Origin of the sequence: Alkalicaulis satelles, assembly GCF_008630495.1 — a bacterium.
In the GTDB taxonomy this organism is placed as follows: domain Bacteria; phylum Pseudomonadota; class Alphaproteobacteria; order Caulobacterales; family Maricaulaceae; genus Oceanicaulis; species Oceanicaulis satelles.
Genome location: NZ_VWOJ01000001.1, coordinates 395,547 through 417,396, shown reverse-complemented (window position 1 = coordinate 417,396; position 21,850 = coordinate 395,547). Strand labels below are relative to the sequence as shown.

Here is a 21,850-nt window from a genome sequence, read left to right as displayed (position 1 = left end):
GTCAGCCCAGATGGGCGATGAACGGGGCGGCCAGGGCCAGCGCCATGGCCGCCTCGAACACGATGGCGCCGGCATTATAGCCGGTGACCGTCTCGTGCTGGCGGTCCATCACCATGGACATGGCGCGCCCGATGGCCATGCCGCCCCAGTAGAGACCCACGGCGAAGCTGGCGCCCATCACCGCGCCCGATCCGGCCTGGGCGCTCATGGCCAGCGTCAGCAGCACCGCGCCATGGGCGAGCGCAATGGCGCCGCCATAGCTGGCGCGGAACTCGGCATAGCCGCCTTTCCATCGCGGGTCGGGCGCCAGGCGCACCACGCTGGCGCCCCAGCGCGGCACGGCGAGGCTCAAAATCCCCATGCCCGTCCCGATCAGGGCGGCCAGCGCGGCGATCATCCAGCTGATTGGGAAGTCTGCGCCCATGGGTCCGGTGTCCTGTCAGAAAGCTTTGCGCTTTCAGATAGGCCGGACAAGGCGGGAGAAAAGCGCCCGTATCGCTAGCCGCCGGGCTTGATGCCGAAGGGCATGTCGAAGCCGGGCGGCAGGCCGATGCCCTGGGTGGCCTCGGAGAGCACTTTCTGCTGGGCGGTTTCGGCCTTGCGCCGGGCGTCGGCATGGGCGGCCTTGATGAGATCCTCCAGCACTTCAGGTTCGGCCGGGTCGATCAGGGACGGGTCGATGGCCAGGGCGCGCATCTCGCCCTTGGCGGTGAGGGTCACCCGGATCAGCCCGGCGCCGGATTCACCGGTCACCTCCAGCGTCTCCAGGCGTTCCTGCGCCTCGCGCATGCGCGATTGCATCTCCTGGGCCTGCTTCATCAGTCCGGCGAGGTCTTTCATCTCTTGGTCTCCTGACGGTCGGAGGCCGCACGCTCAGGCGCAGCCTCGCCTTCCACCCCGATCAGCTCGGCGCCGGGGAAAATCTCCAGGGCGCGCGCCACGCCCGCATCACTCAGGACCGACTGGCGCTCGGCCTCGGCCCGGCGCTGGCGGCGCTCGTGGATGGACGGCGCCCCGCCGCTGCGCACCGAGGCGTCCACCAGCCAGCGATGGCCGGTATAGTCCTGCAGGCTGCGCGACAGGCGCGCGCCCAGATCCGAGGGCGCCCCCGGCGCCGGTTCGAAGACCAGCGCGCCGGTGCGCAGGGACACCAGCCTCACATAGCGCTCCACATCCAGCTGCAGGCCGATATCGCGCTGGCGCTCCAGCATGCCGGTGAGGTCTTCCAGCGTCTCGAACTCGCTGTCGTTCTCTACGCCCGTGAGCGGCGCTTCCCCGCCGTCCTCATCATCGGTCACATCCGGCTCTGGCTCAGGCGGACGGGTGAGGGGCACCACATTGGCGCGTGCGCTTCCCGCTGGCGCAGCTTCACCCTCTCTGTCAGGCGCAGGCCGGGATGGAGCAGGACTCGCGGACGGCGCCAGGCCCGCGATCAGCCGGGCGGCGTCCTCGGGCGAGGGCAGGCTGGCTGCGCTCATCAGGCGGATCACCGCCATCTCCACCGCCGCTGCCGGGTCCGGCGCCTGGCGCACATCATCCAGCCCGGTCAGCGCGGTCTTCCACAGACGCCCCAGCGCGGCGATGGAATGGGGTGCGCTCAGCGCTTCAAGACGCTCGGTGGTCTCGCGCGCCTCGCCCAGATCCGCACTGGCGCCGGCCGCCTTCAGGCGCGTCATGGCGTGGAGATAATCGAGCAGGTCGCGCATCAGCACGAACGGGTCGGCGCCTGCGTCATACTGGTGGCGCAGCTCGGCCAGTGCGTCGCCGGCGCGGTGCTCCAGCGCTGCAGCGAGCAGATCGAGCACGCGCGAACGGTCCGCCAGGCCCAGCATGTCGCGCACCTGGGCCGCCGTCACCGGTCCGCCGCCTTCGGCCTGCACGATGGCCTGGTCCAAGAGGGACAGGGCGTCGCGTACCGAGCCCTCAGCGGCGCGCGCTATGGCGGCCAGACCCTCGGCCTCCACTTCAGCGCCTTCCTTCCGGCAGATGCCGGCGAGATGGCCCGCCAGCTCATCACGCTCCACCCGGCGCAGGTCAAAGCGCTGGCAGCGGCTGAGCACGGTGACCGGCACCTTGCGGATTTCGGTGGTGGCGAAGATGAATTTCACATGCGGCGGCGGCTCTTCCAGCGTCTTGAGCAGCGCGTTGAAGGCCGAGGTGGACAGCATGTGCACCTCGTCAATGATATAGACCTTGAAGCGCGCGCTCACCGGCGCATAGCGCACGCCATCGAGAATTTCGCGGATATCGCCAACCCCGGTGCGCGAAGCGGCGTCCATCTCCATCACATCCACATGGGACGAGCGCGCAATCGCCTGGCAGTGCCGTCCGGGCGGATCGAGCGTGATGGAGGGCGCCTTGACCTCGTCGGTCTCGTAATTGAGCGCGCGCGCGATCAGGCGCGCCGTGGTGGTCTTGCCCACGCCGCGCACCCCGGTGAGCATGTAGGCGTGGGCGATGCGCCCGGCGGCGAACGCATGGGTGAGCGTACGCACCATCGGTTCCTGGCCGATCAGATCGGGAAAGGTCTGGGGACGGTATTTGCGCGCCAGCACCTGATAGCCCGGATCGGGCGCAGGCGGGGCCTCGAAGCCGGGCAGGGCCGGGCCGTCCGGAGCAGACGCATCCTCAACGCCGTCAGCGGCCTCATTTGAGGTGTCAGCGTCGTCGATCATGGGATCGCATCACTCCCGCAGGACCGGGCCCGCGAGGGGCGGTCTTCAGAACCGGCGGAAGGCGGCGGAAGGCCGGACGGCGACCCGAACCGAAACTCGTTACGGCTGCTTCCTTCCGGACCTGACCGGGTTGGCGAGGGGCTCGTCCGCCGCCGACCTTCCTGAGCCTGATTATCGGCTTTGGCCCGGGTCAATGCAAGCCAGCGCCCCAGCCGGGCGCAGAGGCTCAACGGACAATTCCCACACTCCGCGCAAGTTTTTTGTGCGCTGCCGCAAGATGGCCGCGTTTGCGCCTTCTTTTATGAATATAAGACCACCCTGAACAGGCGCCCCTGTGTCTTGTGGCTATCGTGTCCCCTGACCTGTCAAGCGCCATGGGGGCTGACCTGGCGCTTGCATCCAAGCCCGCCATCGACGCCAGACAGATGAAATAACAAAGCCTCGCGCGACGCTTCGCTGCGAGGCATGGAGTGTCAGCTATGGAACAGGACAGCCGCTTTATCGAGCTCGCTTTCCGCATGTGGCGTGAGATCAAGGAAAAAGACGGCGCCGATACGCCGCGCTATCTGTTGTCGGCCGTTTCCAGCGTGCCCAGCGCCGACTGGGATGATCTGGTGCTGAAACTGGCGCTGTGGCGCTGGGTGCACGAGGGTCTGGAGCGTCCTGCCTCGCGTCCGGATCAGATGGACCAGCTGGTCTATTCGATCTATCGCGACGCGCTCAAACTCGCGGGCCGCGAGGACTACGCCAAGCCCGTGGACAACGAGACGGAATTCTTTTCCGAAATGCTCTCGGACTCCCGCGCGGCGTAAGTCATTGCCCAATCATGACGGCCAGACGCACACTGGCCTTTCCTTGGCCGCGGCAGGGCGCCATAAGCGCGTCAGCCGCGCCGCCGGGCGTCATGCGTCCTCCGGCATGCCGCGGCTGGCTGTGCAGCCCGGCCCGAGCTGGAGAATGGGATATGAGCGTGTTGTGGGTAATGGATGCGCGCGGTGCGATGGATCGCCTCAAAACCATCCAGACAGCGCTGGACAATGAACCCGAACCGCCCGCCCTGAGCTGGTCGCTGTTCGAGGACGGGTCACAAGACCGGGGCCGGCTGAGCCTTTTGTTCCAGACCATGGGTGAAGCCGAGCGGATGGCTGGCCAGGGCCTGTTCCAGCACGAGGCGCTGGCCGTGCGCATCGCGCCCTTGCCCGAAGAAGACTGGGTGGCGCTCTCGCTTCAAGGCCTGCCGCTTGTGCGGGCCGGGCGCTTTGCGGTTTATGGCGCCCATGCCGCCGGGGATGCGCCCGAAGACGCGATCGGGCTTGAGATCGAGGCCGGCCCGGCCTTTGGCACCGGCCATCACGCCACCACGCGCGGCTGTCTGGAAGCGGCGGACGAGCTGGAAACCGAAGGGTTTTCGCCTGAGCAAACGCTCGATCTGGGGACCGGATCGGGGCTGCTGGCCATCGCAGCGGCCAGGTTGTGGCCGCATGCGGACATTCTGGCCACCGATATCGATCCCGAATCAGTGGAGGAGACCCGCGTCAATGCGCTCAAGAACGCGGTCCTTGACCACATCGAGGCTGTCGAGGCGGACGGGTTCAGCCATCCTGTCTTCGAGGGGCGCCGTTTTGATCTGATCTTCGCCAATATCCTGGCCGGACCGCTGATCACGCTGGCCGGCGACATCGCTTCGCGCCTGAACGCGGACGGGCGCGTGATCCTCTCCGGCCTGCTCGACGAACAGGCCGGCAAGGTCAGCGCCGCCTATCGCGAGGCGGGCCTCAAGCCCGCCGGCTCGCGCTCGCTGGACGGCTGGACCATTCTGGTGTTCTCGGCCTGACAGGCCATCACCGGCCAAAACACAAAGGGCGCGGATGATGCATCCGCGCCCCGGTGTTTCCAGGCTTTCAGACGGGCGGCGGTTTAGTCCTCGCCGTTGTCGCCTTCGCCCTCATCATCGCCATAGTCGCCAGCGCCGTTCTCATCGGCCTCAGCCTCAGCCATGTCCGCCGCGGCGTCTTCAGCTTCAGCGTCCGCCATTTCGGCTTCGGCTTCGGGCTCTTCGGGCAGGGGCTCGGGCAGATCGATGGGGTCATCGGCCTGATTGCGCATATAGGCGATGATATTGATGCGGTCGTCCTGGCTGCGCAGGCCGGCGAAGCTCATGGACGTGCCCGGCACATAGCGGCGCGGATTTTCCAGATACTCATACATGTTCTGGAACATCCACTGCGTGCCGTCAGAGCCATAATCGCTCATGGCGCTGGAATAGTTGAAGCCGGAAATGCTGGCCACGGTGCGGCCCATCACATTCCACATATTCGGCCCGGTGCCGTGGGCGCCGCCCTGGTCAAAGGTATGGCAGGCCACGCAGCGGCGCGCCACGCGCTCGCCCGCCGACAGGTCAGCGCCCGCCAGCAGCAGACCGAAATCCACCGGGCCGCTGTCATCAGCGGCCGCCGCCGGCGCCGCCGCGTCAAGCGCGGCCAGATCGATCGGGAAGGCCAGCTCGCCCGTTCCGCGCGTGGGGAACAGGATGCCGGACAGCTCATTGAGCGCCATGATGAAGAGGCCAACCGCCAGGATCGCGCCCGCCACCTTGTTGAAGAAAAGATCGCCCATCAGCGTCCTCTTTGGGATTCCAGTGATGTTATGGGGCCGGTGTTTGGCATGCTCCGCCCGTGGTGGCAACCGGTCTGCATGTCTTTGGCCTGCAGGTCACGGACAATTCGTTGCGCCGCGGCATTCCGCCGCGTCATGGGCCATTGAGCCAGCGCTCGATCAACAGGCGCGAAATGGAGAAATGAGGCGGTATCCAGCGGCCCATTTCGGTATCCAGCAAGGCGCGGACTTCATCGCGGGTGAACCAGCGCGCATCTTCCAGATCGTCATCTGGCCTGACCTCGCCAGGTTCAACCTCGGCCATGAAGCCCAGCATGAGCGAGGACGGGAAGGGCCAGGGCTGGCTGGCGACATAGTCCGCACTCAGGACCTTGAGATGGACTTCCTCCATGGTTTCGCGCGCGCACGCCGCCTCCAGCGTTTCGCCCGGCTCCACAAATCCGGCCAGTGTCGCGTACATGCCCGGCGGCCAGGAGGGCTGGCGGCCCAGCACGCATTTATCGCCCGCATAGGGCAACAAGATCACGGACGGGTCGGTGCGCGGATAGTGCTCCATGCCGCAGGACGGGCAGACCAGGCGCAAGCCGCCATCGGCCGGCTCGTTCGATCCGCCGCAATTGGAGCAGACCTTGCGCCGGGCAAGCCATAACAGAATGGCGCGCGCCCGCCCGAATATGCAGGCCAGCTCTGGCGGCGCCTGCATGGCCGACATCCGGAAGTCCGGCCCGCGTTCGGCCACGCCCGGCTCCAGCGAGGCGGCGAACCACGGCGCGCCGTTCTCAAGCCCCAGAAAAACGAGGCCCGGCCATTTCAGCGGCAGACGCCCGGCCTCGCCCACAGGCAGGACCAGCGGTCCGCCCTGGGCGTCCAGCGCCAGCGAGCCGCCCGCGAACAGGACGGCGCGCGCACCGGGATGATCGTGCTGAGCCTGGATCCAGGCGGGATCGCCACGCATCAGGCCAGCGTGGTCAAGGGGGGAATCGGTGAAGGTCAGTTGCATGGCGGCAGGTGTAGACCGGCAGGACCCTGACGGCCAGCCGGCGGACGGGATTCGCCGGGGCGCCCGGATGTATAAAAATTCATTAAATTACTGAAATAACACCGTATATTTTGCCCTGATTTTGCCTTGATTGAGCGGATTCAGCCTCAGTTCGGCCCCGGTCCGTTTTTTGTTCGCCACGGCTCAGGCTCCGTGCAGCGCCACCCTGCTCAGACCCGCTTGCGCAGCGCATTGGACAGGCGCACCTCTCGACGCGCACCGGAGCTGATCCGGGATTACAACAAGGATAAAACAATGAAGACGATCCTCCTCTCCACCGCTGCTGCTCTGCTCGTCGTTTCGGGCGCTTCGGCTCAGGACGGCCGCATTCATCTGGGCGGCGGCGCTCTGCACATCGATGCGGACGGCGCAAACGTTTCCGGCGCGTATGTGCGCGGCGGTTATGACTTCACTCAATTCTTCGGCGCCGAGCTGGAAGGCCATCTGGGCCTGAAAGACGACACCGTCAATCTGGGCGGCGGCGTGTTCGCCGATGTCGGCCTGAACTATGGCGTGGCCGGCTTCCTGAAAGCCCAATACCCCGTGTCCGAGCAGTTCTCCGTGTTCGCCCGCGGCGGTTACGCCTGGGCCGAATTCGATGCCAGCGCGGCCGGCCTGAGCATTAAGGAAGATGACGACGGCTTCGCCTATGGCGTGGGCGCCGAATGGGCTTTCGCCGGTCCCAATGCGATCCGTTTCGACTACACCCGCGTCAATTTCTCTGAAGATGCGAACGTGTGGACCATCGGCTATGTGCGCCGCTTCTAGGTCCTGAATGACGGCAAGCCTTTACTGGCTTTCAGACACGGCAAACCCCCGCGTTCCGGCGCGGGGGTTTTTCGTGCCGGGACGAATTTCCTTGTAAATTATGTGACAATATCATTAATATTACCCGCCTTGTCTTGAGCAGGGAAAAACAGGGGGTTTGATATGTTGAAAATGCTTTTGAGTGCAAGTGCAGCAATGGCTGTTCTTTCCGGTGGTGCTTATGCACAGATCAGCCAGGCCTATGTGGGCCTTGGAGGCAGCCGGGTCGACGCTGATGACGTCAATCTCAATGCGTTCAATGTCCGCCTGGGCGCTGATCTGAACGAGTTTTTCGCTATTGAAGGCGAGGGCCTGATCGGTGTGGGCGACGACACAGCGGGCGGTGTGAAGGTCAAGCTGAACTATGGTGTGGCCGGTTTCGTGCGCGCCCGCGCACCGCTGGGTGACGGGTTCTCGGTGCATGCCCGCGCCGGCTTTGGCTGGCTGGAAGCCGAGGCGACAGCCGGCGGCATGACGATGTCTGAAGATGAAAGTGGTTTCGGCTATGGCGCAGGGGCCGAGTGGATGTTCGCTGGTCCCAATGGCCTGCGTTTCGACTATACCCGCTACAACATGTTCGATGACATCAATGTGTGGACCGTGAGTTATGTGCGCCGCTTCTAAGCGCTGATACACGGCTCGGCATGCAAGACCCCCGCACGTCCGGTGCGGGGGTTTTTCGTACGGAGCCTGAACCTCCGCTTGACGCAAATGAGAATGAGTCGCAACATGCAGGCATGGCCTCCCGACACAGAGGATTCTCATGCCCCCCGCCAGCGCCCATGTCATCGCCTTTCCATCAACTCCATGCGTCAGGACCAAGCCCTATGACCTGTCCATCGCCGTGCAGGACTGGCTCGACGCCCAGCTGCGCGTGGCCGAGCATGTGCGCGAACGGCTGGTGGCCGATGGGGCGGACTGCCGCCTGATCGCGATTCTCGATCAGCACGCGGCCTTTCTGCGCGAGGCGCGCAGCCTATAACCGCCACCGCCGTCTTGACCTTGCGGGCCGGGCGGCGTTGAAACACACCGCTTGGACCCGGGGGCGAAACCGCCTCTCGGGCGCCGGTGCGTGCGGGAAGGGCTGAAGACGTGTCAGATTTCAAACATATCGCCGGAGCGCCAGGCGCCCTGACCGTATGCGGCGCCCCGGACGGGTTTGACGCGCTGATCTTCGCCGACGCCTTGCGCAACCGGGGCGGGGCAGGCCTGTTCATCGCCGCCGATGAAGCCCGCGCCAGCGCGTTTGACGCCTGCCTGCGCTTCTTCGCGCCCGATCTGGACCGGCTGCGCCTGCCGGCCTGGGACTGCCAGCCCTATGACCGGATCAGTCCCAGCCCGCGCACCGCGGCGCGCCGGGCCGGGGCGCTGCACCGCCTGGCCCTGCGCCAGTCTGACGAGGCGCCGCTTCTGGTGATCGCCACTATCAATGGCGCGGTCCAGCGCTGCGCGCCCCGCGAAGCCATGGCCGCAGGCGGGCTCGCTGCGCGTCCGGGTGATGTGATGGACAGCGAGGCGCTGAAATCCCACCTCGTCATGAACGGCTATTCGCGCGCAGCCACCGTCACTGAACGCGGCGATTACGCGGTGCGCGGCGGGGTGATCGATGTGTTCCCCGCAGACGCCGCAGAACCCGTGCGCCTGGATTTCTTCGGCGATACGCTGGAAAGCGTGCGCGCCTTTGACCCCGAGACCCAGCGCACCACCCGCCAGCTCAAGGCCGTGCGCTTCACGCCGGTGAGCGAGGTCTTGCTGGACCCGGCCGCCATCTCCCGCTTCCGCTCCGGCTTCCTCAAGCGCTTCGGCGCGGCCGGGTCGGGCGATGTGGTCTATGACAGCGTCAGCGCGGGCGCGCGCCCGGCGGGCGTGGAGCACTGGCTCGCCCTGTTCCACGAGCGCCTGGACACCGTGTTCGACTATGCCGGCGAGGGGGCCCTGATCGGGCTTGACGCCCTGGCGCGCCCGGCGCTGGAAGAACGCCTGGAACAGGTGCGCGATTATTACGCCGCCCGCCAGGAGGCCCAGTCATCCGGCGGTACAATGGGCGCGCCGGCCTATCGCGCCATCGAGCCTGAAGCCATGTTCCTCAGCGAAGCCGAGTGGGATCAGGCCCTCTCCAGCCGCGCCGTGCGCCGCTTCACGCCTTTCCGGGAGGCCGACGAGACCGCCGTTGACATGGGCGGCAAGCAGGGCCGCACCTTCGCCGCCGAGCGCCAGAGCGATCAGAACGTGTTCGACGCCGCCGCCCGCCACGGCGCGGACTTGCGCAAGGCGGGCAAGCGCGTCCTCTACGCCAGCTGGAGCGAGGGCGCGTCCGAGCGTCTGGGCGGGGTTCTGGGCGAGCATGGGCTGGCGCCGGTGCAGGCCGCAGCCAGCTGGAGCGAGGCGGCGCGCCTGCCGGCCAAATCAATCGCGCGCGTCGTCCTGCCGCTGGAGCGCGGGTTCGAGACGCCTGATTTCGTCATCATCTCCGAGCAGGACGTGCTGGGCGACCGGCTGGCGCGTCCGCGGCGCAAGCGCAAGGCCGCCGATGTCATCGCCGAGGCGGGCAGCCTGACGCCCGGCGATCTGGTGATCCACGCTGATCACGGCCTGGGCCGCTATCTGGGTCTCAAGACCCTGTCTGTCACCGGCGCGCCCCATGATTGCCTGGAGCTGGAATATGCCGGTCAGGCCAGGCTCTATCTGCCTGTGGAGAATATCGAGCTGCTCTCGCGCTATGGCGCCGACAGCGAGACCGCCCAGCTGGACCGTCTGGGCGGGGCGGCCTGGCAGGCGCGCAAGGCCAAGGCGAAAAAACGCCTGCGCGACATGGCCGGCCAGCTCATCGCCATCGCTGCAGCACGCAATGCCCGCGATGCCGAGATCATCGAGGCGCCGTCCGGCGTCTATGACGAGTTCGCTGCGCGCTTCCCCTATGCCGAGACCGATGACCAGCTCTCGGCCATCGAGGACGTGTTCGAGGATCTCAAGAAAGGCCGGCCCATGGACCGGCTGATCTGCGGCGATGTGGGTTTTGGCAAGACCGAAGTGGCCCTGCGCGCCGCCTTCATCGCCGCCATGAGCGGGCGTCAGGTGGCGGTGGTGGCGCCTACAACGCTGCTGGCCCGCCAGCACTACGCCACCTTCGCCGAGCGCTTCCGCGGCTGGCCGGTGGTGGTGCGCCAGCTCTCGCGCCTGGTCCCCGCCAAGGACGCCGCCCAGACCCGCGCCGATCTCGCCTCGGGCCAGTGCGATATCGTGGTGGGCACCCATGCGCTGCTGGCCAAGAGCGTGGAATTCAAATCGCTGGGCCTGCTGGTGATCGACGAGGAGCAGCATTTCGGGGTCAAGCACAAGGAACGCCTCAAAGAGCTGCGCTCTGACGTGCATGTGCTGACCCTCACCGCGACGCCCATCCCGCGCACGCTGCAGCTGGCCATGTCGGGCATTCGCGACCTGTCCATCATCGCCACCCCGCCCGTCGACCGTCTGGCGGTGCGCACCTATGTGACGCCGTTCGATCCGGTCACCGTGCGCGAGGCGCTGCTGCGCGAGCGCTATCGCGGCGGGCAGAGCTTCTTCGTGGCGCCGCGCATCACCGATCTGGATGAAATCGCAAAGTTCATGCGCGAACAGGTCCCCGAGGTGAGCTTCACGGTGGCCCATGGCCAGATGGCCGCCACCCAGCTCGAAGACATCATGACCGCCTTCTATGAGGGCCGCTATGACGTGCTGGTCTCCACCACGATCGTGGAATCGGGCATCGACATTCCCACCGCCAACACGCTGATCGTGCACCGGGCCGACCGGTTCGGCCTGGCGCAGCTCTACCAGCTGCGCGGCCGGGTGGGCCGGGCCAAGGCGCGCGCCTACGCCTATCTCACCACGCCGGCCAGCGCCGCCATCACCGAAGGCGCCGACAAGCGCCTCAAAGTCCTGCAATCGCTTGATAATCTGGGCGCGGGCTTCACCTTGGCTAGCCACGACCTGGATCTCAGGGGCGGGGGCAATCTTCTGGGCGAGGAGCAGTCGGGCCATATCAAGGATGTGGGCGTGGAGCTCTATCAGGCCATGCTGGAAGAGGCTGTGGCCAGCCTGCAGGGCGAGGATGCGCGCGAGAGCCGCGACTGGTCGCCGGCCATCAATATCGGCGCGGCGGTGCTGATCCCGGACGATTACGTGCCCGATCTCGACGTGCGCATGGCGCTCTACCGCCGCCTGTCGGGGCTGGAGGACAAGGCGGGCCGCGAGGGCTTCGCCGCCGAACTGATCGACCGTTTCGGCCCGCTGCCCGAAGAGGTGGAAAGCCTGATGCAGGTTGTGGCCATCAAGGCGCTGTGCAAGCGCGCTGGCATCGCAAAGCTCGACGCCGGGCCCAAGGGCGCGGTGGCCACCTTCCGCGAGCACGCCTTCGAGAACCCGGCCGCGCTCATCGATCTGATGACCCGGCGGCCCATGGACTACAAGCTGCGCCCGGACAATTCCATGGTGCTGCGTGGCGACTTCCCCGACGTGGCGGGCCGGCTCAAGGGCGTGCAGCGCCTGCTGGCGCCCATCGCCGACGCCGCCCGCAAGGCGCGCGAGGCGGCTTAATCGGCCAAGGCGTCTTTCAGAAGGGTGAGGGCGATCTCTACGCTGGCCGCGCGCACGCCTGCGCGGTCGCCTGCAAACACCTCGCGCCGGGTGAGGGTGTCGCGTCCGGCTTGCGCCAGACCAAACCAGACCAGGCCCACCGGCTTGCCGTCTGACCCGCCGCCCGGCCCGGCGATGCCTGTGATGGAGACGGCAAGCTGGGCGCGAGACTGCGCCAGCGCGCCCTCGGCCATGGCCCTCGCCACGCTCTCGCTGACCGCGCCGTCCGTCTCGATCAGCGCCATGGGCACGCCCAGCATCTCGTGCTTGGCTTCATTGGAATAGGTGACAAAGCCGCGCTCCACCACGTCCGAGGAGCCGGCAATTGCGGTCAGGGCCGCGCTCACCATCCCGCCCGTGCAGCTTTCGGCCGCGGTGATCATCACCCCGGCGCGCCGGGCGCGGTCGAGCACGGATTCAGCCAGATCGCCGGTCATGAGCGCGTGCGCATGGTCATCACGGCTTCAGCCGCCAGGCCTTCGCCGCGGCCCGTGAAACCAAGTTTCTCGGTGGTGGTGGCTTTCACATTGACGCGGTTTTCAGGCAGGCCCGTGAGCGCAGCCAGGCGCGCCTTCATGGCCGCCTTGTGGGGGCCGATCTTCGGGCGCTCGCAGATCAGGGTGACGTCACAATGGACCGGGGCAAGCCCTTCACGGGCCGCCAGCTCCAGCGCATGGGTCAGGAACATCGCCGAATCCGCGCCCTTCCAGCGATTGTCACTGGGCGGAAAATGATCGCCGATATCGCCCAGCCCCGCCGCGCCCAGAATGGCGTCGGTGAGGGCGTGCAGGCCTGCATCCGCGTCCGAATGGCCGACCAGCGCCAGATCACACGCGATGAACACCCCGCACAGCGTCACGCCGTCGCCCGGCGCCAGGCGGTGCACGTCATAGCCCGATCCGGTCACGGTCACGCTCGCAGCCCCCGCCATCTGTTCGGCGCGGACGAAGTCTTCGGGGAAGGTCAGCTTGAACGCCATCTCCTCGCCTTCGATCAGGGTGATGTCCAGCCCCGCCGCATGGGCCAGCGCGGTTTCGTCCGTATGGCGCGGATCGCCATGGCTTGCGAAGGCCGCGCGCAAGCGGTCCGTGCGGAAGCCTTGCGGGGTCTGCAGCCGGCGCAGGGGCGCGCGGTCTTCCGGGACGGGACCTGTACCGGTCATCCGCGCGACAGAATCGGCGAGGGGGAGGGCAGGTATCGCGCCTTCATGGCCCTCCAGCGCCTCCAGCAGCCGGTCAATGAGGGCTTGAGACAGGAAGGGCCGGGCCGCGTCATGGATCAGCACCAGCGGCGCGCGCGCCGCCGCCACCCCGCAGCGCACCGAGTCATGGCGGGTCTCGCCGCCCTCCACCAGCGTGCAGCGGTCAGCCAGTTCGCCCAGCGCTTCAAGGGCCTCTGCGGCCGCGCCGGGAGCGTGGACGATGATGATGTCGCAGCACTCAGAGTGACGGGCGAACGCCTCGACGCTCCATGCGATCACGGGCCGGCCTGCCAGGGGGCGGAATTGCTTGGGCATGCCCCCGCCCGCGCGCGCGCCGCGACCGGCGGCCATGATGCAGGCGGCGAAACGGCGATCCATGCCTGGCGGCCTCCTTCAATCTAAAGGGCCTTCATCCGTTAAGCCGTCTGGCCGCGCGCGTCCAGACAGGCTATCTGCACCCTCATGACAGTGCGCGTCACAGGCTTGAAGGGCTTCAGTATCGGACCGGTTCGGGTGGACCGGCCGGTCCTGCTTGCGCCCATGTCGGGCGTCACCGACTACCCGTTCCGGCGTCAGGCCTGGGCCTTCGGGGCGGGGCTGGTGATCTCTGAAATGGTGGCCTGCGAGACCCTGGCCCAGGGCCGCGAGGACGTGATCCGGCGCATGAAGGGCGATGCGGGCTGCGGCCCCCATGTGATCCAGCTCGCCGGGCGCGAAGCCCGCTGGATGGATGTGGGTGCGCGCATCGCGCAGGAGGCGGGCGCCGATATCATCGACATCAATATGGGCTGCCCGGCCCGTCAGGTGACAAAGGGCCTGTCCGGTTCGGCGCTGATGCGCGACCTGGACCACGCCCAGGAGCTGATCGAGGCGACCATCGGCGCCGTGAGCGTGCCGGTCACCGTCAAGATGCGCCTGGGCTGGGATCACGAGACGATGAATGCGCCCGACCTCGCCGCCCGGGCCCAGCGCGCGGGCGCGGCGATGATCACCGTCCATGGCCGCACCCGCCAGCAATTCTATACCGGGCAGGCCGACTGGGCGGCGGTCCGGGCGGTGCGCGAGGCCATAACCCTGCCGCTGGTGGTCAATGGCGATATCGGGTGTCCGGACACGGCGCGCGCCGCGCTCGACGCCTCGGGCGCGGATGCGGTGATGATCGGGCGCGCCGCGCAGGGGCGGCCCTGGCTGCCCGGCGCGGTGGCGCGCGCGCTGATGACCGGTGAACGCCTGACCGAGCCGCCCTTGCATGCCGGCGCGCAATCGCTGGCCGAAGCCCTGGAGGACAGCATCGCGCTTTATGGCGAGGAGCTGGGCGTGCGCATGATGCGCAAGCATCTGGCGAGTTTTGTGGACTGGGCCGTCAGCGATCCCGACCTGGCTCGCGAGTGGCGCGGCGCGCTGTGCCGGGTGCGCTCCGCGGCAGACGTGCACGCCGCCCTCAAGGCTTTCGTATCCGCCCGTCAGGACCGGGACGCCGCATGAGCGGGCCGGAAAGCGCCGCCGACCGGCTCGCCGAAGCCGCCCCGGTGGGGCTGGTGCTGGTGGACGCGGGCTGCCGCATCCTGCACCTCAACGCCCGCGCCGAAATGCTGTTCGGCCGGTCCCGGCGCAAACTTGCGGGCGTCTTGCTGGCCGAATGCGGGCCTGCAGGCGCGGCGGCGGCGGCGCTGGCCCTGCGCGCCATGGCCGAGGAGCGCGAGGTGTTCGCCCATGACCTGACCCTCGAGGGCGAGGAGGGCGCCATGCGCCTGGCCGTGGACGCGGCGCCGGAGGGCGAGGGCGCCTGTATCGTGTTGCGTCCCTGGCCGGACACCACATCGGTCTCGCGCGGGGATGCGGCGGCCAGCGCCGCGGCCGGATTCGGGCGCATGCTGGCTCATGAGCTGAAAAACCCGCTGGCGGGCGCGCGCGGCGCAGCCCAGCTGATCGCGGCCGGCGCCGATGACGAGACGCGCGAGCTGGCCGGCCTGATCATGACCGAGACCGACCGCGCCCGGCGCATCGCCGAGCGCTGGTGCAGCATTGGCGATATCGCGCCCCAGGCCTTCGAGCCGGTCAATCTGCACGCCCTGGTGCGCGAGGCGGTGCGCTCGGCGGCGGCGGGCGCAGGGGGCGCCGTGCGGTGGGTGGAGCGGTTTGATCCGTCCCTGCCCGACGCGCTGGCGGATCGTGACCTGGTGCTGCAGGCCGTGCTCAATCTATTGGTCAACGCCGCCGAAGCGCTGGAGCCTTCGGGCGGCGGCGAGGTGGAGGTGATCACCCGCTACCGCCAGCCCCGGCCCGGCGCGCCTGCGCCCGAAGCGCGCCTTGAGATCGCTGTGAGTGATAATGGTCCTGGCGTGCCGGAGGCCTTGCGCGAGGCGGTGTTCAATCCCTTCGTGACCGGCAAGCCGGCCGGGGAGGGGCTGGGCCTTGCCCTGACCGCGCGGATCGCCGAGCTTCATGGCGGCGGCGTGGCGTTCGACAGCCGTCCGGGCCGGACCGTGTTCCGGCTCTATGTGCGTGAAGCCGGGAGCCATGCGCCATGACCCGACGCGTGCTGGTGCTCGAAGACGACGATTCCTTGCGCTTTGTGATCTCCAAGGCGCTCTCGCGCGCCGGGTTTGACGTGCGCGCCACCGCCTCGCCGGACGTGGCCGTTGAGCGCATGATCCGCAAGGAAGCCGACGCCCTGGTGGCCGATGTGCTGCTGGGCCGGGAGAATTTCCTCGACCGGCTGGAGGAGCTGGCCCGCCTGCGCCCCGATGCGCCCGTGGTGGTGATGAGCGCCCAGACCACTGCCGCGACAGCCCTGGGGGCCGCCCGCCATGGCGCTTACGAATATCTGCCAAAACCCTTTAATCTCGATGAGTTGGTGGAAGTTCTTGAGCGCGCGCTTAAAGTGTCCGGCGCCAGCCCCTCGGCCCGCGCCGCCGGGGACGGTCTGATCGGGCGCGCCCCGGCCATGCAGGAGGCGTTTCAGGCGCTGGCCCGGCTGGCGCGCGGGCGCACGCCGGTGCTGATCACCGGGCCTGAAGGATCCGGGCGCGCCGCGTCCGGGCGCTGGCTGCACCGGCAGGCGGGCTCTGGCCCGCTGGTCGAGGCCGGGCCTGACCGGGCGCGCCGGGAAGGCCCGGCCTTGCTGGACGCCGCTGCGGGCGGCGCGCTGCTCATGCGCCGGGCCGAACACTGGACGCCCGACACTGCCGCCTGGGTGCTCGAAGCGCTGGAGATCCCGCCCGCTGACGCCCCGCGCCTGATCGTCACCGCCGCGCCTGATGTGCGCACGCATCTGCCTGGCATACTGGTGGAGCGGCTCTCAGCCGGCTTCGTCACCCTGCCGCCGGTGCGCCAGCGCGGCGATGACCGCGCACGCCTGTTCGCCTTCTTTCTGGAGCGCGGCGGGGAGGGCGGCTGGAGTCTGAGCCCGGCGGGCGCCGATTTCGTCAACGCCCAGCCCTGGGAGGGCGAGGTGTTGCAGATCGAGCGCACGGCCCAGCGCATCCGGGCCCAAGGGCCGCGCGGCGAGGCCGGCCCCGATGTGATCGCAAGGGCCATGACCGGTCCGGTGCCGCCCGGTGCGCGCGAGGCGCTTGAAGACGCCGCCCTGGGCTTTCTCGCCGAATCCTGGGCGGCCGGCGATGACGCGCCCGCCCGCTTGCTGCTGGAGGCTGCGGAACGCGCCGCGCTGAAAGCCGCTCTGGAGGCGTCGGGCGGGGTGCGCCAGGAGGCCGCCCGCCGCCTGGGCATGAACCGCAATACCTTCGCCCGGCGGCTTGGCGCGTTGGGGCTGGATGACGGGGCCGATTGAGAGGAATGGGTCCTGAGCGTCACAGGTGTTGAATTCCGGTCACAGCTCAGCCATGATCCGCGCCGTCCAGAGGTGGGAGTTCCCATTTGACGCACGTCACGTCCCGGCTGAACGGGGTCCGGCGCATTTCCTGGTTTGCTGTGGTCTTCGTGATCGCAGCCTCAAGCGTCATCGCCCTGGCCCTGATGTCGGTCAGCACGGGCACGGTCTGGCAGCCTTCGGGATTGTTGTTCCGCTCGCTGCTGGCGCTCACCGTGCTGATGGTCGGCGGGCTGGCGATTGCGGTGGTGCTGCGCGCGGCCAGCCGGCTGCGTGCGCGCAAGAGTTCCGAACCTGCGCCACGCCTGCAGATGCGCTTCATCACCCTGTTTGCGGTGGCCGCCATTGCGCCTGCGCTCTTGATGGCCAGCTTTCACACCCTGGTGCTCAATCGCGGCATCGAGTTCTGGTTTGGCGAGCGGGTGACGGTGCTGGTGGAAGCCTCCACCGAGATGGCGCGGGGCTGGCCCAGCGTGGCGCTGAGCTTCGTGGTCCTGCAATTCCAGTCCATCGCCGACAATCTGTCCGATCCTGAAGCCATGCAGGCCCTGCAGGACAGCCGCATCCTGTACCGCAATTATCTGACCCAGCAGGCCATGGTGCGAAACTTCCCCGCGCTCTACGTGATCGACAGCCGCGCCACCGTGCTGGCGCGCAGCGAAGAGGCGCCCGGCACGCCCGAATTCGCCGCGCCCACCCGCTTCATGTTCGAGGCTGCGGACGAGGGCGATATCGGCGCCTCCGATCCGGTGGTGCGCCAGGATGGTCCGGACTATATGCGCCTGCTTATCCGCATGCCGGCCTATGAGGACGCCTATCTTTACGCGGTCTGGTTTGAAGACTTCTCCATGCTCGTTGCGCCCGAAGCGGCCATCGCCTCCTTCCGCGAGGGTGTGGATCTCGAACAGCAGATGCGCAACAGCTTCCTGACCGTCTATGCGCTGGCGGCGGTGCTGATCCTGGTGGGCGCCATATGGCTGGCCTTGAGCGCCTCGCACCGGGTGACGGCGCCGGTCAGCCGGCTGGTCTCGGCCGCCGAGCGCGTGCGCCGGGGCGATCTGGATGCGCGCGTCAACGTGGCCCGGGACGATGACGAGATCGCGGCTTTGGGCCGGGCCTTCAACCGCATGACCCGCCAGCTCTCCAGCCAGCGCAAGGCGTTATTGGAGACCAATGCCGAGAACGAGCGCCGGCGCGCCTTCATCGAGGCGGTGCTGACCGGCGTCAGCGCCGGCGTGATGGGCCTCGACCACGAGCGGCGCATCACCCTGGTCAACCGCACCGCCGCCATGATGCTGGGCTTTGAGCCGTCCGATCTGGTGGGGCGCGAACTGGCCGAGGCCGCGCCGGTGTTTGTGGACGTGGTCGAGGAGGTCTCGCGCCGTCCCGCCGACATCGCCGAGCGCCAGATCGACCTGCCGGGCGAGGATGGCTCTGTGGTCAATCTCAATGTGCGCGCCGGACATGATGATCAGGACGGGGTGGTTCTGACCTTTGACGATGTAACCCGCCTGGTCGCCGCCCAGCGCAACGCCGCCTGGCGCGATGTGGCCCGGCGCATCGCCCACGAGATCAAGAACCCGCTCACCCCGATCCAGCTTTCGGCCGAACGTCTGCGGCGCAAATACCGCAAGACGGTGATGGACCATGACGTGGAGACGTTTGATCGCTGCGTGGAGACCATTGTGCGCCAGGTCAGCGATATCGGGCGCATGGTGGACGAGTTTTCCGCCTTCGCGCGCATGCCTGCGCCCAAGATGGAGGCGGCTGATCTCAGCGAGATCGCCCGCGCCAGCGTGTTCGCCCAACGTGTCGCCTCGCCGGGCGTGAAGGTCAGTTTCGAGGGCCCCGATCCCGGACCGCTGGTGGAGTGTGACAGCCGCTTGGCCGGCCAGGCGCTGGCCAATATCCTGAAAAACGCCGCCGAGAGCGTCAGCGCGCGCATGGAGCGCGACAACGCCAAATCGCCCGGCCTTGTCGCCGTGCAGGTTTATGAACAGGACGGGTTCGGCGTGATCGAGGCGCGCGATGACGGGCTGGGCTGGCCGGTGGCCGACAAGGCGCGCCTGACCGAGCCCTATATGACCACGCGCGAGAAGGGCACGGGGCTGGGCCTGGCCATCGTGCGGCGTGTGATGGAAGACCATGGCGGACGGCTGGATCTGGACGATCCCGCACCCGGTGAGACGGGAGCGGTGGTCAGACTGGCCTTTCCCTTGCTTGACAGCCGCGGGAGCCTGTCCGGCTCGGTGGCGCGTGCGGAGGCGTAAACGATATGTCCCGGGACATACTCATTGTGGATGACGAGGCCGATATCCGCGAGCTGATCGGCGGATTGCTCGAGGATGAAGGCTATGAGGCGCGTTACGCCGCCGATGCAGACAGCGCGCTGGGCGCCATCCGCCAGCGCAAGCCCTCGCTGGCCGTGCTGGACGTGTGGCTGCAGGGCTCGCGGCTCGATGGCATCGAACTGCTGGACGAGATCAAGCGCGCCGATCCGCTCCTGCCGGTACTGGTGATTTCCGGCCATGGCACCATCGAGACGGCGGTGGCGGCCATCCGCAAGGGCGCCTACGATTTCATCGAGAAGCCTTTCAAGTCCGACAAGCTGCTGATCACGGTGGAGCGCGCCCTGGAGGCCAGTCAGCTGCGCCGGGAAAACGCCGAATTGCGCGCGCGCTCGGAAATGCACAATGAGCTGGTGGGGCAGTCGGCGGCGATGCTGGCCATGCGCCAGACCATCGACCGGGTCGCGCCGACCAATTCGCGGGTGCTGATCGCAGGTCACCCGGGCACGGGCAAGGAACTCATTGCGCGCATGATCCACAACGCCTCCCACCGCGCGCGCGGCGGCTTCGTGCCGGTCTCGTCTGCGCTGATGGACCCGGACCGGGTGGAGCTGGAGCTGTTCGGCGCCGAGCGTGACGGGGTGGTCGAGCGCATCGGCCTGCTGGAAGAGGCCCATGGCGGCACGCTGTTCCTGGACGAGGTGGGCGATATGCCGCTGGCCACCCAGGGCAAGCTGTTGCGCATGCTGGTCGAACAGCGCTTCAAGCGGGTGGGCGGCGCGGCGGACGTGGAGGTGAATGTGCGCGTCCTGTCCTCCACCGCGCGCGACTTGCGCGCCCTGATCGCGCAGGGGCGCTTTCGCGAGGACCTCTATCACCGCCTGGCCGTGGTCCCCATCGACGTGCCCGCCCTGTCGGAACGGCGCGACGACATTCCGCATCTGGTGGAGCATTTCATCGAGCGTCTGACCACCATGTCCGGCCTGCCGCGCCGGCGCATCGGGGCGGACGCCATGGCCGCCCTCCAGGCTCACGACTGGCCGGGCAATGTGCGCCAGCTGCGCAATAATGTGGAGCGCCTGCTGATCCTGGCGGCGGGCGATCCTGACGAGCCGGTGACGCTTGATCACCTGCCGGGCGAGGTGGCGGGCCGCTCGGGCGGGCACAGCTCCGGCTTTGATACCGAGCGCATGATCGCGCTGCCGCTGCGTGATGCGCGCGAGAGCTTCGAGCGCGAATATCTGCGCGCCCAGATCAACCGCTTTGGCGGCAATATCTCGCGCACCGCCTCCTTTATCGGCATGGAGCGCTCGGCGCTGCACCGCAAGCTCAAGACCCTGGGCGTGGCCGGGCCCGGCCGGCGCGAGGACGAGGACGCGGATACGGAAGAGGCCTCATGAAAGCGGTCATTTGCGGCGCTGGACGGGTCGGGCACGGCATTGCGCGCGAGCTGGCCGGCGAGGGCAATGCGGTCACGGTGGTGGACTGGTCGCGCGAGCTGATCGACCGGGTGACCACTGATCTGGATGTGCGCGGCGTTGTGGGTCACGGCGCCCATCCCGACGTGCTGGAGCGCGCAGGCCTGGCCAATGCCGATCTTCTGGTCGCGGTGACCTATTCGGACGAGACCAATATGGTCGCGTGCCAGGTGGCCAAGACCCTGTTCGACACGCCCACCCGCATCGCGCGCGTGCGCGCCCAGAGCTATCTGGACCGGCGCTGGAGCGAGCTGTTTTCGTCTGACGGCCTGCCCATCGACGTGACCATCTCTCCCGAGCTGGAGGTGAGCCGCTCCATTCTTCAGCGCCTGGAAACGCCCGGCGCATTCGCCACCGCGCCCTTCGCCAATTCACGCGTCCAGCTTCTGGGCCTGCAGGTGGACGAGAACTCCCCCGTGGCCGGCAGCCCGCGCGGCCAGTTGATCGATCTGTTTCCCGACATGGGGTTCGACATTGTCGGCATACAGCGCGACAAGACCCTGTTCATCCCCGAAGACACCGATCCGCTGATGAGCGGGGATGATGTCTATGTCTGCGTCCAAGCCGCCCACGTCAAACGCGCGCTGGACATGTTCGGGCGTTCTGCGCCCCGCGCCCGGCGCGTGGTGATTGTGGGGGCGGGCAATATCGGCCTGTACGTGGCGCGCGCGCTGGAGCGGGTGAGCGGGGTGCGCGTGCGGGTGATCGAGCGCGACAAGGGCCAGGCCGAGCGCGCGGCGGACGTGTTGCGCAAGACCGTGGTGCTCCACGGCGATGCGCTGGACCGCGAGATTCTCAGCGAGGCGGGGGTGGAGGATGCAGAGCTCGCCCTGTGCCTGACCAATGACGACAAGGTCAATCTTCTGAGCGCCGTCATGGCCCGGCGCGAGGGCGCGGAGCGCTCGGTGTGCCTGGTCAATGACGAGGCGTTCAAGCCGGTGCGCGAGTCGCTGGGCATCAATGTGATGATCGACCCGCGCGAAGTGACCGTGTCCACCATACTCCAGCATATCCGGCGCGGACGCATCACCGGGCTGCAATCGCTGGCGGGCGGCGGCGCGGAGGCGCTGGAGGGCGTGGCGCTGGCCACCTCGCCGCTGGTGGGCAAGGCGCTCAATGCGCTCGATCTGCCCGAAGACGTGGCCGTGTGCGCGCTGGTGCGCGGCGATCATGTCCATTTCGCCCGCGAGCGGGTGGTGATCGAGGAAAACGACCGGCTGATTTTCTTCGCCCTGAAAGGCGCTGTTTCCAAGGTCGAACAGCTCTTCCGGGTGAGCCTGCAATATTTCTAGCCGGGGCA

General features: G+C 67.8%; 19 protein-coding genes and 1 other RNA gene. 12 read left to right on the top strand and 8 right to left on the bottom strand.

Annotated elements, in window-relative coordinates; genetic code table 11:
• Nucleotide 1: 1 nt before the first annotated feature.
• The 4 genes from F1654_RS02025 to ffs form a co-directional block, all read right to left on the bottom strand.
• Nucleotides 2-424, bottom strand: coding sequence for a hypothetical protein (locus F1654_RS02025; protein WP_150021831.1), 423 nt, complete (start codon nucleotides 422-424; stop codon nucleotides 2-4).
• Between the two features lie 74 nt (nucleotides 425-498).
• A complete protein-coding gene (locus F1654_RS02020) occupies nucleotides 499-840 on the bottom strand; it encodes a YbaB/EbfC family nucleoid-associated protein (RefSeq protein ID WP_150021830.1) in 342 nt (113 codons plus the stop codon).
• Nucleotides 837-2,675, bottom strand: a complete 1,839-nt coding sequence (locus tag F1654_RS02015; protein ID WP_150021829.1) for a DNA polymerase III subunit gamma/tau — start codon at nucleotides 2,673-2,675, stop codon at nucleotides 837-839. The genes F1654_RS02020 and F1654_RS02015 overlap by 4 nt, the downstream gene beginning before the upstream one ends.
• A gap of 63 nt (nucleotides 2,676-2,738) precedes the next feature.
• An RNA gene (ffs, locus tag F1654_RS02010) (signal recognition particle sRNA small type) lies at nucleotides 2,739-2,837 on the bottom strand.
• A gap of 317 nt (nucleotides 2,838-3,154) precedes the next feature.
• Between ffs and F1654_RS02005 the strand changes: the two genes are divergently transcribed.
• Both F1654_RS02005 and F1654_RS02000 read left to right on the top strand, forming a co-directional pair.
• Entirely contained in the window at nucleotides 3,155-3,487 is a 333-nt protein-coding gene (locus tag F1654_RS02005) for a hypothetical protein (RefSeq protein WP_150021828.1), read from the top strand.
• A gap of 152 nt (nucleotides 3,488-3,639) precedes the next feature.
• Nucleotides 3,640-4,509 carry a 50S ribosomal protein L11 methyltransferase gene (locus tag F1654_RS02000; RefSeq protein WP_150021827.1) on the top strand — a complete coding sequence of 290 codons (870 nt, stop codon included), beginning with the start codon at nucleotides 3,640-3,642 and terminating at the stop codon, nucleotides 4,507-4,509.
• A gap of 83 nt (nucleotides 4,510-4,592) precedes the next feature.
• Here the strand turns inward: F1654_RS02000 and F1654_RS01995 are convergent, their stop codons facing one another.
• On the bottom strand, nucleotides 4,593-5,291 hold the full coding sequence (locus F1654_RS01995) for a c-type cytochrome (protein ID WP_150021826.1): 699 nt from the start codon (nucleotides 5,289-5,291) through the stop codon (nucleotides 4,593-4,595).
• A gap of 133 nt (nucleotides 5,292-5,424) precedes the next feature.
• Nucleotides 5,425-6,291, bottom strand: coding sequence for an NAD(+) diphosphatase (gene nudC / locus F1654_RS01990; RefSeq protein ID WP_150021825.1), 867 nt, complete (start codon nucleotides 6,289-6,291; stop codon nucleotides 5,425-5,427).
• 294 nt (nucleotides 6,292-6,585) lie between these two features.
• On the opposite strand from nudC, the gene F1654_RS01985 reads away from it, so the two are divergent.
• The 4 genes from F1654_RS01985 to mfd all read left to right on the top strand — a co-directional run bounded on the left by F1654_RS01985 (nucleotide 6,586) and on the right by mfd (nucleotide 11,712).
• Complete coding sequence (locus F1654_RS01985; RefSeq protein ID WP_150021824.1) at nucleotides 6,586-7,098, top strand: porin family protein; 513 nt, start codon at nucleotides 6,586-6,588, stop codon at nucleotides 7,096-7,098.
• A gap of 195 nt (nucleotides 7,099-7,293) precedes the next feature.
• Nucleotides 7,294-7,761, top strand: a complete 468-nt coding sequence (locus tag F1654_RS01980; RefSeq protein ID WP_233205065.1) for a porin family protein — start codon at nucleotides 7,294-7,296, stop codon at nucleotides 7,759-7,761.
• A gap of 139 nt (nucleotides 7,762-7,900) precedes the next feature.
• A complete protein-coding gene (locus tag F1654_RS01975) occupies nucleotides 7,901-8,119 on the top strand; it encodes a hypothetical protein (protein ID WP_150021823.1) in 219 nt (72 codons plus the stop codon).
• A gap of 110 nt (nucleotides 8,120-8,229) precedes the next feature.
• The gene (gene mfd, locus F1654_RS01970; RefSeq protein WP_150021822.1) at nucleotides 8,230-11,712 is read left to right on the top strand and encodes a transcription-repair coupling factor; all 3,483 of its coding nucleotides are present in this window, start codon (nucleotides 8,230-8,232) and stop codon (nucleotides 11,710-11,712) included.
• Here mfd and F1654_RS01965 read toward each other — a convergent pair.
• Both F1654_RS01965 and F1654_RS01960 read right to left on the bottom strand, forming a co-directional pair.
• Nucleotides 11,709-12,188 (bottom strand): CinA family protein, encoded by a 480-nt coding sequence (locus tag F1654_RS01965; RefSeq protein ID WP_150021821.1) that lies wholly within the window; start codon nucleotides 12,186-12,188, stop codon nucleotides 11,709-11,711. The genes mfd and F1654_RS01965 overlap by 4 nt on opposite strands.
• Entirely contained in the window at nucleotides 12,185-13,330 is a 1,146-nt protein-coding gene (locus F1654_RS01960) for a bifunctional 2-C-methyl-D-erythritol 4-phosphate cytidylyltransferase/2-C-methyl-D-erythritol 2,4-cyclodiphosphate synthase (protein WP_150021820.1), read from the bottom strand. Before F1654_RS01960 ends, F1654_RS01965 begins: the two co-directional genes overlap by 4 nt.
• A gap of 84 nt (nucleotides 13,331-13,414) precedes the next feature.
• Between F1654_RS01960 and dusB the strand changes: the two genes are divergently transcribed.
• From dusB to trkA, 6 genes are all read left to right on the top strand, one after another.
• Complete coding sequence (gene dusB, locus F1654_RS01955; RefSeq protein WP_150021819.1) at nucleotides 13,415-14,437, top strand: tRNA dihydrouridine synthase DusB; 1,023 nt, start codon at nucleotides 13,415-13,417, stop codon at nucleotides 14,435-14,437.
• The gene (locus tag F1654_RS01950; protein WP_150021818.1) at nucleotides 14,434-15,483 is read left to right on the top strand and encodes a two-component system sensor histidine kinase NtrB; all 1,050 of its coding nucleotides are present in this window, start codon (nucleotides 14,434-14,436) and stop codon (nucleotides 15,481-15,483) included. The genes dusB and F1654_RS01950 overlap by 4 nt, the downstream gene beginning before the upstream one ends.
• The gene (locus F1654_RS01945; protein WP_150021817.1) at nucleotides 15,480-16,745 is read left to right on the top strand and encodes a response regulator; all 1,266 of its coding nucleotides are present in this window, start codon (nucleotides 15,480-15,482) and stop codon (nucleotides 16,743-16,745) included. Before F1654_RS01950 ends, F1654_RS01945 begins: the two co-directional genes overlap by 4 nt.
• A gap of 86 nt (nucleotides 16,746-16,831) precedes the next feature.
• Nucleotides 16,832-19,054 carry a sensor histidine kinase gene (locus tag F1654_RS01940; RefSeq protein ID WP_233205064.1) on the top strand — a complete coding sequence of 741 codons (2,223 nt, stop codon included), beginning with the start codon at nucleotides 16,832-16,834 and terminating at the stop codon, nucleotides 19,052-19,054.
• A gap of 5 nt (nucleotides 19,055-19,059) precedes the next feature.
• Nucleotides 19,060-20,472: a nitrogen assimilation response regulator NtrX gene (gene ntrX / locus F1654_RS01935; protein ID WP_150021816.1), complete on the top strand. Its 1,413-nt coding sequence runs from the start codon at nucleotides 19,060-19,062 to the stop codon at nucleotides 20,470-20,472.
• Nucleotides 20,469-21,842 carry a Trk system potassium transporter TrkA gene (gene trkA / locus F1654_RS01930; protein ID WP_150021815.1) on the top strand — a complete coding sequence of 458 codons (1,374 nt, stop codon included), beginning with the start codon at nucleotides 20,469-20,471 and terminating at the stop codon, nucleotides 21,840-21,842. Before ntrX ends, trkA begins: the two co-directional genes overlap by 4 nt.
• The last annotated feature ends 8 nt before the right edge of the window (nucleotides 21,843-21,850 follow it).